12 protein-coding genes are annotated in these 14,150 nt (G+C 41.6%); 9 read left to right on the top strand and 3 right to left on the bottom strand.

What is annotated here, in order from left to right; translation table 11 throughout:
- The first annotated feature begins 123 nt into the window (after nucleotides 1-123).
- Complete coding sequence (locus tag HUN01_RS28065) at nucleotides 124-2,799, top strand: DEAD/DEAH box helicase (protein WP_181928909.1); 2,676 nt, start codon at nucleotides 124-126, stop codon at nucleotides 2,797-2,799.
- Between the two features lie 287 nt (nucleotides 2,800-3,086).
- On the opposite strand, the gene HUN01_RS28060 is transcribed toward HUN01_RS28065, so the two are convergent.
- Nucleotides 3,087-3,461, bottom strand: coding sequence for a hypothetical protein (locus HUN01_RS28060; protein WP_181928908.1), 375 nt, complete (start codon nucleotides 3,459-3,461; stop codon nucleotides 3,087-3,089).
- A 535-nt stretch (nucleotides 3,462-3,996) separates the two neighbouring features.
- On the opposite strand from HUN01_RS28060, the gene HUN01_RS28055 reads away from it, so the two are divergent.
- From HUN01_RS28055 to HUN01_RS28025, 7 genes are all read left to right on the top strand, one after another.
- Nucleotides 3,997-5,991 carry a heavy metal translocating P-type ATPase gene (locus HUN01_RS28055; protein ID WP_181928907.1) on the top strand — a complete coding sequence of 665 codons (1,995 nt, stop codon included), beginning with the start codon at nucleotides 3,997-3,999 and terminating at the stop codon, nucleotides 5,989-5,991.
- Nucleotides 5,992-6,084: 93 nt separating this feature from the next.
- The gene (locus HUN01_RS28050; RefSeq protein WP_181928906.1) at nucleotides 6,085-6,765 is read left to right on the top strand and encodes a hypothetical protein; all 681 of its coding nucleotides are present in this window, start codon (nucleotides 6,085-6,087) and stop codon (nucleotides 6,763-6,765) included.
- Between the two features lie 230 nt (nucleotides 6,766-6,995).
- Nucleotides 6,996-7,979, top strand: coding sequence for a hypothetical protein (locus HUN01_RS28045; protein ID WP_181928905.1), 984 nt, complete (start codon nucleotides 6,996-6,998; stop codon nucleotides 7,977-7,979).
- Nucleotides 7,964-8,899, top strand: coding sequence for an AAA family ATPase (locus HUN01_RS28040; protein ID WP_181928904.1), 936 nt, complete (start codon nucleotides 7,964-7,966; stop codon nucleotides 8,897-8,899). Before HUN01_RS28045 ends, HUN01_RS28040 begins: the two co-directional genes overlap by 16 nt.
- Nucleotides 8,886-10,358, top strand: a complete 1,473-nt coding sequence (locus HUN01_RS28035; protein WP_238845680.1) for a hypothetical protein — start codon at nucleotides 8,886-8,888, stop codon at nucleotides 10,356-10,358. The genes HUN01_RS28040 and HUN01_RS28035 overlap by 14 nt, the downstream gene beginning before the upstream one ends.
- On the top strand, nucleotides 10,355-11,479 hold the full coding sequence (locus HUN01_RS28030) for an Interleukin family protein (RefSeq protein ID WP_181928903.1): 1,125 nt from the start codon (nucleotides 10,355-10,357) through the stop codon (nucleotides 11,477-11,479). Before HUN01_RS28035 ends, HUN01_RS28030 begins: the two co-directional genes overlap by 4 nt.
- A 48-nt stretch (nucleotides 11,480-11,527) precedes the next feature.
- Entirely contained in the window at nucleotides 11,528-12,643 is a 1,116-nt protein-coding gene (locus tag HUN01_RS28025) for an ABC transporter substrate-binding protein (RefSeq protein WP_181928902.1), read from the top strand.
- 169 nt (nucleotides 12,644-12,812) lie between these two features.
- Here the strand turns inward: HUN01_RS28025 and HUN01_RS28020 are convergent, their stop codons facing one another.
- Both HUN01_RS28020 and HUN01_RS28015 read right to left on the bottom strand, forming a co-directional pair.
- Complete coding sequence (locus tag HUN01_RS28020) at nucleotides 12,813-13,199, bottom strand: hypothetical protein (protein WP_181928901.1); 387 nt, start codon at nucleotides 13,197-13,199, stop codon at nucleotides 12,813-12,815.
- Complete coding sequence (locus tag HUN01_RS28015) at nucleotides 13,196-13,810, bottom strand: hypothetical protein (RefSeq protein ID WP_238845678.1); 615 nt, start codon at nucleotides 13,808-13,810, stop codon at nucleotides 13,196-13,198. Before HUN01_RS28015 ends, HUN01_RS28020 begins: the two co-directional genes overlap by 4 nt.
- A gap of 17 nt (nucleotides 13,811-13,827) precedes the next feature.
- On the opposite strand from HUN01_RS28015, the gene HUN01_RS28010 reads away from it, so the two are divergent.
- On the top strand, nucleotides 13,828-14,142 hold the full coding sequence (locus tag HUN01_RS28010; protein ID WP_181928900.1) for a hypothetical protein: 315 nt from the start codon (nucleotides 13,828-13,830) through the stop codon (nucleotides 14,140-14,142).
- Nucleotides 14,143-14,150 lie beyond the last annotated feature (8 nt).

Genomic DNA, 14,150 nt, shown 5'->3' with positions numbered 1-14,150 from the left:
TAGTCATTAGTCATTGGTCATTTGCAAAGAACAAGTGACAAAGGACAAATGACAAATGACTATTAACGAAGTTGACAAAAGACTCGTTAATATAGTAAACAATCTGGTTGCAAATGTGATTGAGTGAATTATCCTGCGCCGTCTCCAGAACTTGACTTAGGGTCTATATTTCCCTTTGAACTGGATCAGTTTCAAAAAGAAGCGATCGCGTCCCTGAACGCCGGACGCTCAGTAGTCGTATGTGCCCCCACCGGTTCGGGCAAAACATTAGTCGGGGAATACGCCATTTATCGCGCCCTGGCGAGAGGAAAACGTGTCTTTTACACGACTCCCCTAAAGGCGCTGTCGAATCAAAAATTACGTGACTTTCGAGAAAAATTCGGGTTTGATCAAGTCGGACTGTTAACTGGAGATGCTTCCATTCACAGAGATGCACCGATTTTAGTGATGACCACAGAAATTTTCCGAAATATGCTCTATGGCACACCCATTGGCCAAGTCGGCATCTCATTGGTAGACGTTGAAGCGGTGATACTTGATGAGTGCCACTACATGAACGATCGCCAACGTGGGACAGTTTGGGAAGAATCAATCATCTATTGTCCTCGTGAAGTGCAACTAGCAGCCCTCTCAGCAACGGTTGCTAATAGCGATCAACTCACCGACTGGCTAAATCGTGTTCACGGCCCAACAGACCTGATTTACTCCGATTTTCGCCCAGTTCCCTTAGAATTTCACTTTTGCAATCCTAAAGGGTTATTTCCCCTGTTGAATGATAGCAAAACCAAAATTAACCCCCGCCTTCAGAAAAAGAAGGGGAGAGGGGGAGAAAGGGACAGGGGGAGAAGTGGTAGACCTGAAGCTCCTGGTATCATTTATACCTTGAGCCAGTTGGAGCAACGGGATATGCTCCCAGCGATTTACTTCATCTTCAGCCGCCGGGGATGTGATAAAGCGGTGGCGGAAGTGGGTGATTTATGGCTGGTAAATAATGAAGAGTCCCAGATTTTGCGGCAACAGATTGATGACTTTTTAGCCCGCAACCCTGAAGCAGGGCGTTCTGGACAAATTGCACCCCTGTACCGGGGAATTGCTGCCCACCACGCCGGAATTTTGCCTGCTTGGAAAGCACTGGTAGAAGAACTATTTCAGCAAGGGCTGATTAAAGTGGTGTTCGCCACCGAAACACTAGCAGCGGGAATTAATATGCCCGCCCGGACAACGGTAATTTCTACCCTTTCCAAGCGTACCGACACTGGACACCGCCTGTTGAATGCTTCCGAATTCTTGCAAATGGCGGGACGCGCAGGCCGGCGGGGAATGGATAAACAAGGTCATGTGGTGACAGTCCAAACTCCCTTTGAAGGAGCCAAAGAAGCCGCGTATTTGGGAACATCCAAGCCAGACCCCCTTGTAAGCCAGTTTACGCCCAGTTATGGCATGGTACTCAACTTGCTGCAAACCCACACCCTAGAGCAAACCAGGGAACTGATAGAACGCAGTTTTGGGCAGTACATGGCGACCTTGCATTTAAGACCAGAATATGACGAAATTGCCGAACTTGAAAGACAATTAGCTCAATTGCATGAGCAAATCGCCGCAGTTGATGAAAATGAACTGGCTATTTATGAGAAATTGCGGCAACGCCTGAAAGTAGAACGCCAGATATTAAAGACCTTGCAAGAGCAAGCACAGGAAGATCGCCAAGAAGAATTGGTGATGATGCTGGGCTTTGCAGTGTCAGGAACTCTGTTGAGTCTCAAAGGCAAAAATATCACAGTGTCTTCACCAGTAACCGCAGTGTTAGTAGGAAAATCGCCTGGTTCTGGTCAAGCTCCTTACTTGGTATGCTTGGGGCACGATAACCGCTGGTATGTGGCAACTACAGGGGATGTAGTCGATTTGTATGCCGAACTGCCGCGAATTGAGGTGCCGCCTCATATACTACCACCGCCAGAGATGCCTTTGAAGCCAGGACAGTCACGCCGTGGTAACGAAGAAAGCTTTGCGATCGCTGTGCGTGTTCCCAATCCGATAGAATCTTTGCATCTAGCACCAGAAGTAGCAGAACAACTCAGTCGCACTACCGCTGTCCAAGAGCAATTAGAAGCTCATCCCCTACATCAATCAGGCAATGCTGCCACGCTTTTCAAGCGCCGCGCCCGCTATGTCGAACTAGAAGCCGAACTCGAACAGTTACAAGGGCAAATAGAGCAACAGTCACAACGTCATTGGGAAGAGTTTCTAAATTTAATTGCAATTCTGCAACATTTTGGCGGTTTGGATAACTTAGTCCCCACAGTATTAGGGCGAATTGCGGCAGCGATTCGAGGCGAAAATGAATTGTGGCTGGGTTTAGTATTTGCTAGTGGTGAATTGGACAATCTAGATCCGCACCATCTAGCAGCAGCCGCTGCTGCTTTAGTGATGGAAACTCCCCGTCCAGATAGTAAGGTTAACTTTGATCTGAGTAATGAAGTCGCAGAAGCCCTGGCAAAATTGCGGGGAATTCGCCGCCAAATGTTCCAAGCACAACGGCGGTATAACGTAGCGCTGCCGATATGGTTGGAATTTGAGTTAATTGCCATAGTGGAACAATGGGCGCTAGGAATCGAGTGGACAGAACTCTGCGAGAACACCACCTTAGATGAAGGCGATGTGGTGAGAATTTTACGCCGGACATTGGATTTATTATCGCAGATACCCCACGTTCCCCATTTGCCAGACTCTTTCCAACGAAATGCCTATCGGGCGATGCAGTTGATTGATAGATTTCCTGTGAATGAGGTGGTTGAATAAACAGGACACTGTGACGCAAAGCTAGTAGTCTGTCAAGAACTAATTGACGGATAATTCCCTGTAGAGACGGCGATTTATCGCGTCTCTCTAACCGTCAAAATGAATTTGGCAGAGTACTAGACGATGTAGGGGCAATTATGAATCGCCCCTACTAATGAATTTACATTTGACCAAATAATAGTAGTGGTAATTAGTTAAAAATGCTTTTTTGCTTTCGTATATCTTCTATACGTAATTAATCACGTGTATCTAACAGAAGTTATAGTCGCTATCAGCGCTATTCAAGCTTAGTACACCAAGTTTCCAGTGCCGCGCAACTGCCGCAAAGAATTTAGACAGTATGGACAGTCACAGCCAAATGTCTGAATTGCAGCATCACTTTCCTCCTCAGTAAAGTTCAACATAGCAATATTCTCATCTGATACTGATGTGACAATGGTTGAGGAACGTGTAGAGGTATACGGTTGCTTTCTCTCTGAATCTCGAATGCACACAAAATCTTTTCCACCATGTGGGTTAGTGATACAGGTACGACCGTCTTGTGTGTGCATTAATCGCTGAGTAACACTAGCATGGGCAGGATTCAATACCGCCAGCGTAGACATCAGCGACACAAAAATTGAGGAACTAGAAAGCAAATTCAGGATAATTTTTTTGTTCATAGATTTCCTTGAGAAAATTGTCTACTAGCTTAGGGTATTCGATTAATTTTTAAACTTCAAGTTAATTTTTCCTGAGCATAGCTGACTTAACACTTTTACTCAAGAAAGTTCCATGTCTACTCAGTTTGATCACACATTATTTGCTACAGCAGAACTCAGCAATACAATTGATACCAATTCTATGTGAGGCTGCGCTTTATTCGCGCGTTCTCCTAAGAGTAGCCGCTTCTCTAAGAGACGCTTTGTGTAACTTGCTTCGACCTAGGAGTATGCGTCTACATGAATTGCCATCACAGTCTGTAGTTTTGCATCAGTCCTATAGGCACATCTTCCAACAGAAGTGGTATGAGAACTGCTATTACTGTATTTACAAGATTATAAATCTTAATTTAAACCAAAAGATAGTATCAATATTTAGCAATAAAAATGATATAGATTCTCGTTCTTAATTTATCAACTTGTAAAAATTTATTTTTTTCATTACATTTGTAAAAAGGCTTATATCTTAAGTGCTTTACTAGCATTAACAGAAAAAATGAAGCGGAAAATACATTTAGAATCTTCAGGTTGTTCCAACTGTGGACATGCTCATCACGAGAATCATAACCATGTTCATAATCACAATCATGATGAGAATCATAACCATGACCACAATCACGAACACGGTGGAGAATTCAATCTGAAAAATGAGGTATTGCCTTTGATAGTGATTCTAAGTTTATATGTGCCTGGTGTAATTTTTGAAGATCAATTACACAATACATTCTATTCAATAGGTGAATATCTGCTTTTTATACCTGCCTATTTATTAAGTGGATGGAGTGTTTTAAAAACTGCTGGGCGCAATATACTTAGAGGTAAAGTATTTGATGAAACATTTTTGATGACAGTGGCTACATTAGGGGCGATCGCAATTCATAAATTACCCGAAGCTGTCGGGGTAATGTTATTTTATAAAATTGGGGAATTGTTTCAAGATATTGCCGTCAGTCGTTCTCGTAATTCTATTAAAGCATTATTAGAAGTCCGCCCAGACTATGCCAATATTCAAATAGAGGGAGAACTCAAGAAAGTATCTCCAGAAACAGTAAATGTTGGGGATATTATCGTCGTAAAACCCGGAGAAAAGATTCCCTTAGATGGCGAAATTATAGATGGTAATTCGCAAGTTGATACGTCTGCATTAACTGGAGAATCTGTGCCGCGAACAGTGAGGCTAGGAGAGACTGTTCTAGCTGGGATGATCAATAAAATGGGTGTTCTCAGCATTAGAGTCACAAAACTCTTTGATGAATCTTCTATTGCTAAGATTTTAGACTTGGTGCAAAATGCCAAAAGTAAAAAAGCAGAAACAGAAAAGTTTATTACTAAATTCGCCCGGTATTATACACCAATAGTAGTTTTTACATCTTTAGCAGTTGCAATATTACCTCCTTTATTTATTCCTGGTGCAACTTCTTCAGAATGGATTTATCGTGCCCTAATCTTACTAGTTATCTCTTGCCCCTGTGGACTTGTTATCAGTATTCCATTAGGTTACTTTGGAGGTGTGGGAGGTGCAGCTAGACGTGGTATTTTAGTCAAAGGCTCTACTTTTTTAGATACTTTAAATGCAGTCAATACAGTTGTTTTTGATAAAACTGGAACGTTAACTAAAGGGGTATTCAAAGTAGTAAAAATAGTACCATTAAATGGCTGGAATGACGAAAAATTACTGCAATTAGCTGCCAAAGTAGAATCACACTCAAATCATCCCATCGCTCAATCTATCCGCAAGGCTTATGGTGGAAAAATTGATGAATTTGAGATGAGAGATTATGAAGAGATAGCAGGTTATGGAATTAGAGCTAAGGTTGAAAATAGGGTAGTGATAGCGGGAAGCGATCGCCTACTCCACAGAGAGAATATTGTTCACGATAATTGCCAGTTAGAGGGAACAGTTATTCATCTAGCAGTGGATGATATTTACGCTGGGTATATTGTCATTGCTGATGAACTCAAAGAAGATGCAAGACTTGCTATTCAAGAAATCAAGCGAATGGGTGTAGAGAGAACAGTCATGTTGACAGGAGATAACCAAGCGATCGCTTCCCGAATTGCTCAACAGCTTGGCATAGATACCTACGAAGCAGAGTTATTACCTGAAGAAAAAGTTAATGCCATTGAGAAGTTACTCAGCACCGCCGGCAAGCATGGTAAAGTTGCCTTTGTTGGGGATGGTATTAATGATGCACCAGTAATCGCTAGAGCAGATGTTGGGATAGCGATGGGCGGGTTAGGTTCAGATGCAGCGATAGAAACTGCCGATATTGTGATCATGACAGATGCACCTTCAAAAGTGGCAGAAGCCATACAAATCGCCAGAAAAACCCGCACAATTGTTTGGCAAAATATTGGCTTTGCTTTAGCAATTAAAGCTGTATTTATTGGATTGGGTATTTTAGGTATAGCGACAATGTGGGAAGCTGTATTTGCTGATGTCGGAGTAGCAATGCTGGCAATTTTAAACGCAACTAGAGCGATGAAATAAAATTTTGGGAAATCGGGAATATGTCATTGGGAAATTGTAGTAGTTAAACTATAAGTACTAATTACTCATAAGCTACTACCCAAAATAGAACCCATGCATTCATCAATCAAAGGTATTGCTACAGCTACTTTAGCTTTACTGCTAAACTATTCAGCAAATCCAGCCTTTGCACTACCGCAGAAAATTAATCATCCAGTTACTGTTGCTAAATCGCAACCATTAACAGACACCCTGATTGTTCCTGGGGAAAGAGTTGGCCCGATTACACGCACAACGACTAAGAAAGATTTAGTTAAGCTATTTGGCGCGTCTCGTCTCGTTGATAAAACCATTTCAGGCCCCGAAGGAATTGGTAGTTTTGCAGCTACTCAGTTAAACCTAAATCGGGGGCGATCGCTCTTGGTAGTTTGGAGTGATAATACTCGTACCAAACCTCTAGATGTGCGTAACCTGGCTTGGGCTTGGAAAACCCGCGAAGGTATTGGAGTCGGAACACCGTTAAGTGAGTTACGCAAGAAATTAGGTAACTTTAAAATCTATGGATTGGAGTGGGATTACGGCGGTACTATCTTACTGGATAGTAGCAAATTATCCCGCTATCAAGGCAAACTCATTTTACGAGTAGATGCTGCTCCCAATGCTTCTGAAAAGTTCCCCAATGACTACCGATCAGTGTTAGGGGATAGTACTTTTTCCTCTAGCAATCCCCACTGGAAACCTTTGGGAATTAGGCTAGCAGAAATTATCGTTGTACTGAATCCTAGTGAGCAATGATTGGCTGCTAAACATCTAATTTGCTGGCTTATGCAAAAGCGGACTATCTAAACCAGATTTTTATACTAGGTCTGGAAGTGGTAAATTACTTTTATAAGAAACTACATAAGTTACATCTATCGTCAGAATGATGTTTCAGCTATTGAAACAAAAGGCGATCGCTCAGATTGCTACATCAACATTCTGGCTACTCCTTTTGAGTAAAGATTATTCACTAAAAAAGTAATTGAATGTCCGATGAACAGTACTTAGAGCGTAGACGCCAAGCATTAGAACAGCAGCGTAACTTACTGATAGAGAAGGAAAAAAAACTACGGTGTGCTTGTGCAATCGAGGCAAGCACTGCCACTCGCTTCCAACTCGAAAAGGAAATTGAACAAACTGAAACACAACTCAACGAACTAACTCAACAGCTTGATGCACTAGAACAAGCTTTATCTAGTGGAAGGGTGTATCGTGCTTTATTGAAATTGGGATATCAAACGCAGACGGGAGCATTCCGACAATTTATTAAAGCTCATTCTGTAGCAGCTTTCCTGATTCATGGCTCACTGTGGTATGGACAAGGCTGGTTATTGAATCGGTTGGTGTCAAAGTATGTTAGCAATAACGTTAACGCTAAGAGAGTGGTGATTAATCTTACCCGCATTGCCCGTAGAAGTGATGTTGCTGCACTATGGCGTGAACTTAGCTATGGGGTCGGTCTTGGTTGGGGAAGCTCAAACTCAGAAATTATAGAAAGAGTGTATAAATGGTCGCGAACTCAAACCATCTTGCTGATTTTTGACAATGTGAATCACCTGTCTGAAGCTTTTTTGCAAGAAATGATCCTTAAGTTCTGGTTTCCATTGGTGACTAAAGCTAGGGAGACTACTAGACAAACCAATCAATTCCAGCTATTCATGTTTTTGGTTGACAATGAGGGCTGTGTGGGCAGTTGGAATATTTCTTTTGCAGAGCAACTCAACCCAGATTGGGAACCGGATACCCCTATTAAGCTACCTATGATTACCGAATTTTCCGAAAATGAGCTAGTTACTTGGATAAAGTATGAAGCCGAGGAACTGTTAATTGACTTGGCAACAGAGGTAGAGGTAGATGAAGCAGTACGTGACATACTCCAAAAAAGTGAGAATGGCATTCCAGAACCCGCCTTACAAGAAATTTGTCGCTTGTCTAATTGTGAATGGGAGCAAATATGGTTCAAGCCGTAGGTGGAAAACTCTTGGAATATACAGGTAAAGTTCAGCCCCAGTTAGGAGAAAGAGGCGCGAACGGACAGCTTTTATATCCCTATTTTCCTAACCCCGAACTGGTAGAAGCGGTGAACTTGGCGATTTACTTAGAACGCCCATTGCTACTGAAGGGAGAACCAGGATGTGGGAAGACTTTACTGGCAAGTGCAGTTGCCTACGAGCTAGATTTGAAATTAGAAGCTTGGTATGTTAAATCCACCAGTCGAGCGCGGGATGGTTTGTATATTTACGATGCCGTGGGACGGTTGCGTGATGCCCAACTTGCAACCTCCAATCGCCTAACACCAGAACAAATTCTGCGAATTGATGACCCGACTAGCTATGTACGCTGGGGGCCATTAGGACGAGCATTTCAGCAACAGCAGCGCAGGGTAGTGTTAATTGATGAAATTGATAAAGCTGATATTGATTTTCCTAATGATTTGCTATTGGAATTAGACCAAAAACAATTCTTTGTGGAGGAAACAGGACAAGAAATTGAGGCCAAAGCAGCACCAATTGTTTTAATCACCAGTAATGATGAGAAGGATTTACCGGATGCCTTCTTGCGTCGATGTTTGTTTCACTATGTGGAATTTCCAAGTCGTGAGCGATTAATAGAAATTGTTAATGCTCTGTTTCCTACTTCACCCGAAGCTTTGGTGAAGCAAGCCATAGATAGCTTCTGGCGTCTGCGGGAGAAAATGCAAGAAGACAAGGGGGAGGCTGGCAAAAAGGTCAGCACTAGCGAATTAATTGATTGGTTTCGCGTTCTGCGCCGTTATCCTGAAGATGAAGCTCTGGCAAAACTGGATGGCAAGATACCTTATGCTGGCGTGTTGCTGAAAAGGTGGGATGACCATTTACGTTATTTGAGACAAAGCCGTGGATGTGAATGATTTGCCTCTGCTGGAACTGTTCACTAAACTTTGTGATGCTGGCTTACCACTTGGCATAGAGGAGTATCAGTTAGTTCTACAAGCGATGCAAGCCGGCTTTGGAATTAATGACCAAGCTGCTTTGAAACGTCTGTGTGAGACTTTGTGGGTTAAATCATCACAAGAAAAGAAGCTATTTGAAGATTATTTTGAACTGGTAATAGCTAATGACGCTGCATTGCCAACTGCGGAAATATTGCATACACAATCCGAACAACATAAAATTTCCCCAATTATCCGCTACCTGATTTTAGGAATTGTAGGAGTTACTATTGGCTTGGGTGCTGGATTCTTTTCACAAAAGCCAATTGAAAAACTAATACCAAGTCAAACATCAGAACTAATTCAAACACTAATACCAAGTCAAACATCAAAACTAATTCAAACACTAATACCAATTCAAACACCAATTCAAGATCCAATACTATTGCCAACCACAAAACCAACTACAAACCCGACAGCCCAGCCAACTACAACACGAAAGCCGAACTCAAACCCAAGCCCAAATCCAAACCATTCAGATTGGCTTTTTTGGAGTTTTTTATTAGTTACAGCCATGATTTTTAGGTGGTTAGTTAGGCGAAATAATCAACAGCGCATTGCTGAAAGTACCTCTCCACAAGTAACCCCCATTACAACTAATTCATCTCTAGCTGCAAAATTGACCCAGACGATAGAAGATGAGGTACAAGCAGTCAAAGCAGTGCTGGAAACTACCAGCAGAAATGAAGAAATTCTTTCCAGCCGCCTCATTTTGACTAGCGAGTATTTGCCTGTAACCGAGCGACAAATGAAACAAATTTGGCGTTACTTGCGCCACCCAGTACGTGAAGGGCCAAAAATAGAGTTAGATATGGCAGCAACTATTCACCAGATTGGATGCCAAGGTTTATTGCTTGAACCTGTATTCATACCGCGTCGAGTGAATAAATCAGAATTACTCTTACTAATTGACCAAGATGGTTCAATGGTGCCTTTCCACTCCCTATCACGGCGGTTGGCAGAAACTGCCTTGCGTGGGGGACGTTTAGGCAAATCTGGAATTTACTACTTTCACAATTGCCCTATTGAATATCTTTACCACGACCCTCATCATCAGCAAGCAGAATTAATCACTAATATTGTTACCCATATTTGCTCAAATAGAACTGCTGTATTGATTTTTAGTGATGCTGGTGCTGTTCGTGGCAGATATAGCGATGAACGCTACGAATTAACTCAACAATTTATTGCCCAAATGAAACAACGGGTGCGTTATGTTGCTTGGCTTAATCCTATGCCGAGAAAGCGTTGGCTTGGTACAACAGCCGCAGAAATTGCCCATCTTGTCCCCATGTTTGAATTTAGCCACCAAGGTTTACAGGATGCTATTGCTGTACTGCGTGGACGCTTTGCTAACTTTGAGAGGCAAATAATATGAGCAAGATCAGACTTGAAGAAATTGCGAAGCAACGCATTGAGTCTTTTGCAAAACTCGGCAAACCTCATCTGTATTTAGCATATCATGCTGCTTTTCCCTTAGCACTCACACCAGATTTGTTGTATCGTCTATGGGTTCAGTTCCAACGGGATATTGATGACCAAGTGTTAGGTATCCCTTGGGTAGCAGTAGCAGATTTGCTGGTTTCAAGCTTATGTAATGAAGTCGGATATGAACTATACGAGATGGATCTAACAGTACGAAATCTGTTGTTGAGTCGTTTGCAGGAAGATAAAAAATTTGGTCAACAGCGGATTAATGAACTATCAAACTTTTTACTCGACTATGTAAGGCCAAAACTTGAAAGTAAAGATCCAGATATTAAAGATTTTGCTCTAACCCAGCAGTGGACAGCTTTAGCATACACGCAGCCTAATAAGGTAGCTCATGAATTGGCATTGGAATTCGAGAATTTGAATCACAAGGACACAGCAGGACTGGTGCGAATAGCATCATTGACGGAAATATTTACTGAGCCATTGGCTGATTTCCAGCCACTACTGATTTACGCTGGCGTGATGGGAAAATTTGCCCGTGGTAATTTTGAGGCAGCGAAAGACGAACTGAGGAAGGTGGGTAAAGAAGGAGATGTAATCCAGGTTGCTGGAGTTAGTTTGCCTATACCCGAACAAATAAAACCAAATCAAAAAAAGCAGACGCTCATCAGAAGATTATTCCTAAAAATTCCTTTAGCCAGAGTGGCATCTGCGGCAAGAATGATTGTTACTACCTTACTTAGTGTTGGTGTTGGTTTTGGCGTTTATAAGTGGTCAACCCCATGTTTGGCAGATGAAAATAAAGTATTAGGAGTTTTATGTGTATTAGATCCAAGCATTATTAATCAAAGAATAAGTAGCGGCGAACGCACTTTATTTCCAGACATAAAAAATAGCGATCGCGATCGAGGTATTGACAGCTTTAAAAAGAGGAATTACACAGAAGCTGCAAAGCACTTTGAAGAAGCTGTCAAAAATAATCGTAATGACCCTGAAGTACTAATTTACCAAAATAATGCTCTTACCCGCCAAAAGGGCAATCCTTTAACTTTGGCAGTTGTATAGGACTCATATTTGATTTCTGAAAAAACTCAGTACAACTAAGAAGCCTTCTTGACTGTTGCCTATTGTCTATTGCCTATTGCCTGTCTACGCAAATTAGTTCAGAAATCAAAGCGGATTCCTATAGTACCAGCAAAAATAGGAACAAACTCTGCTCAAGAAATATTACGTGGGGTAGCACAAGCGCAAAATCAGTTTAACCAACAAAATGGATTACAAGGTCGATTAGTAGAGATTGTGATTGCTGACGATGATAACAACCGAAATATAGCAAAACAAATAGCCCAGCAGCTAGTACAAGATACATCCATCTTAGGAGTTATCGGACATAGTTCTAGCGCAGTCACCTACACAGCTTTACCTATATATACAAGAGTTAAATTAGCAATCATATCACCTACTAACACTAGTATAGCGTTAGAAAGTGCTGTATTTTTTAGAGCTTTACCTTCAGATAAAGCGACTGCTGAAAAGCTAGCTAAATATGCATTAAAAAATAGCTTTAAAAAAATAGTAATTTTCTGTAATCCTGATGAATCATATAGTAGAAGTATCAAAGAAGAATTTAGACTGACATTTGTCAAAAATCAGCGTGAAGGAGTAGTTCCTTACTCATGCATTAACTTAGATGATCCAAATCTAGATGTAGAGCAAGAAGTACGAAAGTTAATGGACGATCCCTTAGTAGAAGCAATAGCATTGTTTCCAGATACAGAGAATATTGAAGTTGCGATGAAGATTGCAAAGACTTACAATGACAATCTCAGAACAAGCAATAATGTCAAACAGATCAAAGTATTAGGAAGCGATACTCTCTATAAATCAGAGGTTGCCAATACTCTAGAAGGTTTGGTTTTAGCTATACCTTGGTTTCGTGAAGCCCCACAAGCAAAAATCTTTGGCCAAAAAGCGATCGAACAATGGGGGGGAGCAGTTAGTTGGCGAACAGCAACCAGTTACGATGCTACACAAGCTTTTATTCAAGCTTTGTCTCCTAATTCCGATCGCACAACAGTTATCGATAAGTTAAGAAATCCTGGTTTTGTTGTAAATAATACTAGTACTTATGGAGATCCACTTCAATTTAGTCCTGAAGGAGAACGACAAACAGAGCCAATTTTAGTTCAAATCCAAGGTGGAAAATGGGTTATGTTACAGACAAAATAATTGCCACGCAAAGTGAGTTAGGCTTATGAAAAACTAAAGTTTTACTAATGGTTATGCATTACTCATTGACGTAGGTGCTGATCTACCAGTCACAGTCAAAGATGCAACGGCTATACGAGATATACTCATTGATAGCGATCGCCCTGCCCCACCAACTACCAAATATAAATCACCCCATGAAGCTTTGAAGTTTAGCTTCATCAAATGCAATACCCCGACGCGCAAAATATTTATCAATGTTTATTTGCACAAATAAATCTTTGAGTTCTTCGGCAATCTCAGTCGGCGGATTTCCTGATAAAGCGATCGCAATTAAACGCTCTGCTGTGTGAATTTCACCACATTCAACTCCGAGAGTTGCCGCACTACGATGTAACACTGAACGGGTTGGTTCTGCTTCGAGATTACCTGCGATTAATTCTGCCGCTAATCGTTCTTTTTCAAATGCTTGCCTGGATAATTGCGAAGCTGAATTAAAGTCACCTCTAAGTTTAGCAACCTGTGCCATCTCTGCCAAATCCATTGCCTGTTGATGTAACTCTTGAATTTGACTCATTTTTTCACTATGAATGCTAAAGGGTTACTGAACTCCACAACCACGATATATGCTGGGAGTGTACCATCTGTAGGACTTACCTGCTCAAGCTTCTGTTTAACTCTAGCTTTGACGCGGCTGTTGTCGCCCTTACGTATGCCTGAAACTTCCAACCGAACTGCATTTTGAAATGGTAGTTCATTATTCTCACTTTTTTTGCCCAACCAGTAATCAAATCCTGTTCCTCTGCGAGAACGTTCAATAACTGTATAGTCTGTGAGTTCTTGTATCACTAAAAAAGCAATTCCATAGGCCGCTTGTTCTGTAGTATATTCACTGTCGTTCCAACAGCGCATCATTTGGTCAGTGACTTCTTGCCAATATAGTTGAAAAACAGCCGTAAAGTCTCCTTTGACTTTGAGTTCTACACCCTGAATATAATCTTGGTCGGTTAAGCAGACAGCACAAGCTTCTGCTAATGCTGCACCAAATGCTGGAGTGATAGCGGGTAATCCTTGCTCAAGTTTGGTAATTACCAATTCCTTCGAGTTTGAATTCATCGAATAGCCCTCTTGTACCCCATTAGATTGTGGAGCAGTGAAAAGCGATCGCCTAATTATTGAAGCTAGCATATCAATATCAGTGAGCTATGTCACCAAACAGCGCGTCTAGACATCGCACCTCTTTGCACGTTTTATCTGGTGAAGCAGGAATTATTGAAACTAGTTCAGTTTCTACTAGCTTAACTCCTGGACAACGACGGCGATCGCACCAAAAACTAGACGCACTTCAGGCAGAATTTGACATCCGCAGCGAGAAGTTTGAGCAGATGAAGAAAGCTGTAGCTATTGAGGCTGCTACAGCAGTCAAGTTTCAATTAGAACAGCAGCTTCTTGATGAAGAGACAAAGCTGGCATATCTTAGCGATGAACTAGATAAAATTGAGTCTGCATTGCAATCATGAAACTTATG

It is taken from the genome of Nostoc edaphicum CCNP1411, from assembly GCF_014023275.1.
Classification (GTDB): domain Bacteria; phylum Cyanobacteriota; class Cyanobacteriia; order Cyanobacteriales; family Nostocaceae; genus Nostoc; species Nostoc edaphicum_A.
The sequence above is the reverse complement of the archived record's forward strand: the minus strand, read 5'-3'. Positions and strand labels throughout refer to the sequence as shown.

Excerpts from the sequence above, each read along its gene's own strand:
- HUN01_RS28060 (WP_181928908.1), bottom strand. The coding sequence starts at position 3,461 with ATGAACAAAAAAATTATCCTGAATTTGCTTTCTAGTTCCTCAATTTTT.
- HUN01_RS28045 (WP_181928905.1), top strand. The coding sequence starts at position 6,996 with ATGTCCGATGAACAGTACTTAGAGCGTAGACGCCAAGCATTAGAACAG.
- HUN01_RS28010 (WP_181928900.1), top strand. The coding sequence starts at position 13,828 with ATGTCACCAAACAGCGCGTCTAGACATCGCACCTCTTTGCACGTTTTA.
- HUN01_RS28015 (WP_238845678.1), bottom strand. The coding sequence starts at position 13,810 with ATGCTAGCTTCAATAATTAGGCGATCGCTTTTCACTGCTCCACAATCT.
- HUN01_RS28020 (WP_181928901.1), bottom strand. The coding sequence starts at position 13,199 with ATGAGTCAAATTCAAGAGTTACATCAACAGGCAATGGATTTGGCAGAG.
- HUN01_RS28050 (WP_181928906.1), top strand. The coding sequence starts at position 6,085 with ATGCATTCATCAATCAAAGGTATTGCTACAGCTACTTTAGCTTTACTG.
- HUN01_RS28030 (WP_181928903.1), top strand. The coding sequence starts at position 10,355 with ATGAGCAAGATCAGACTTGAAGAAATTGCGAAGCAACGCATTGAGTCT.
- HUN01_RS28055 (WP_181928907.1), top strand. The coding sequence starts at position 3,997 with ATGAAGCGGAAAATACATTTAGAATCTTCAGGTTGTTCCAACTGTGGA.
- HUN01_RS28040 (WP_181928904.1), top strand. The coding sequence starts at position 7,964 with ATGGTTCAAGCCGTAGGTGGAAAACTCTTGGAATATACAGGTAAAGTT.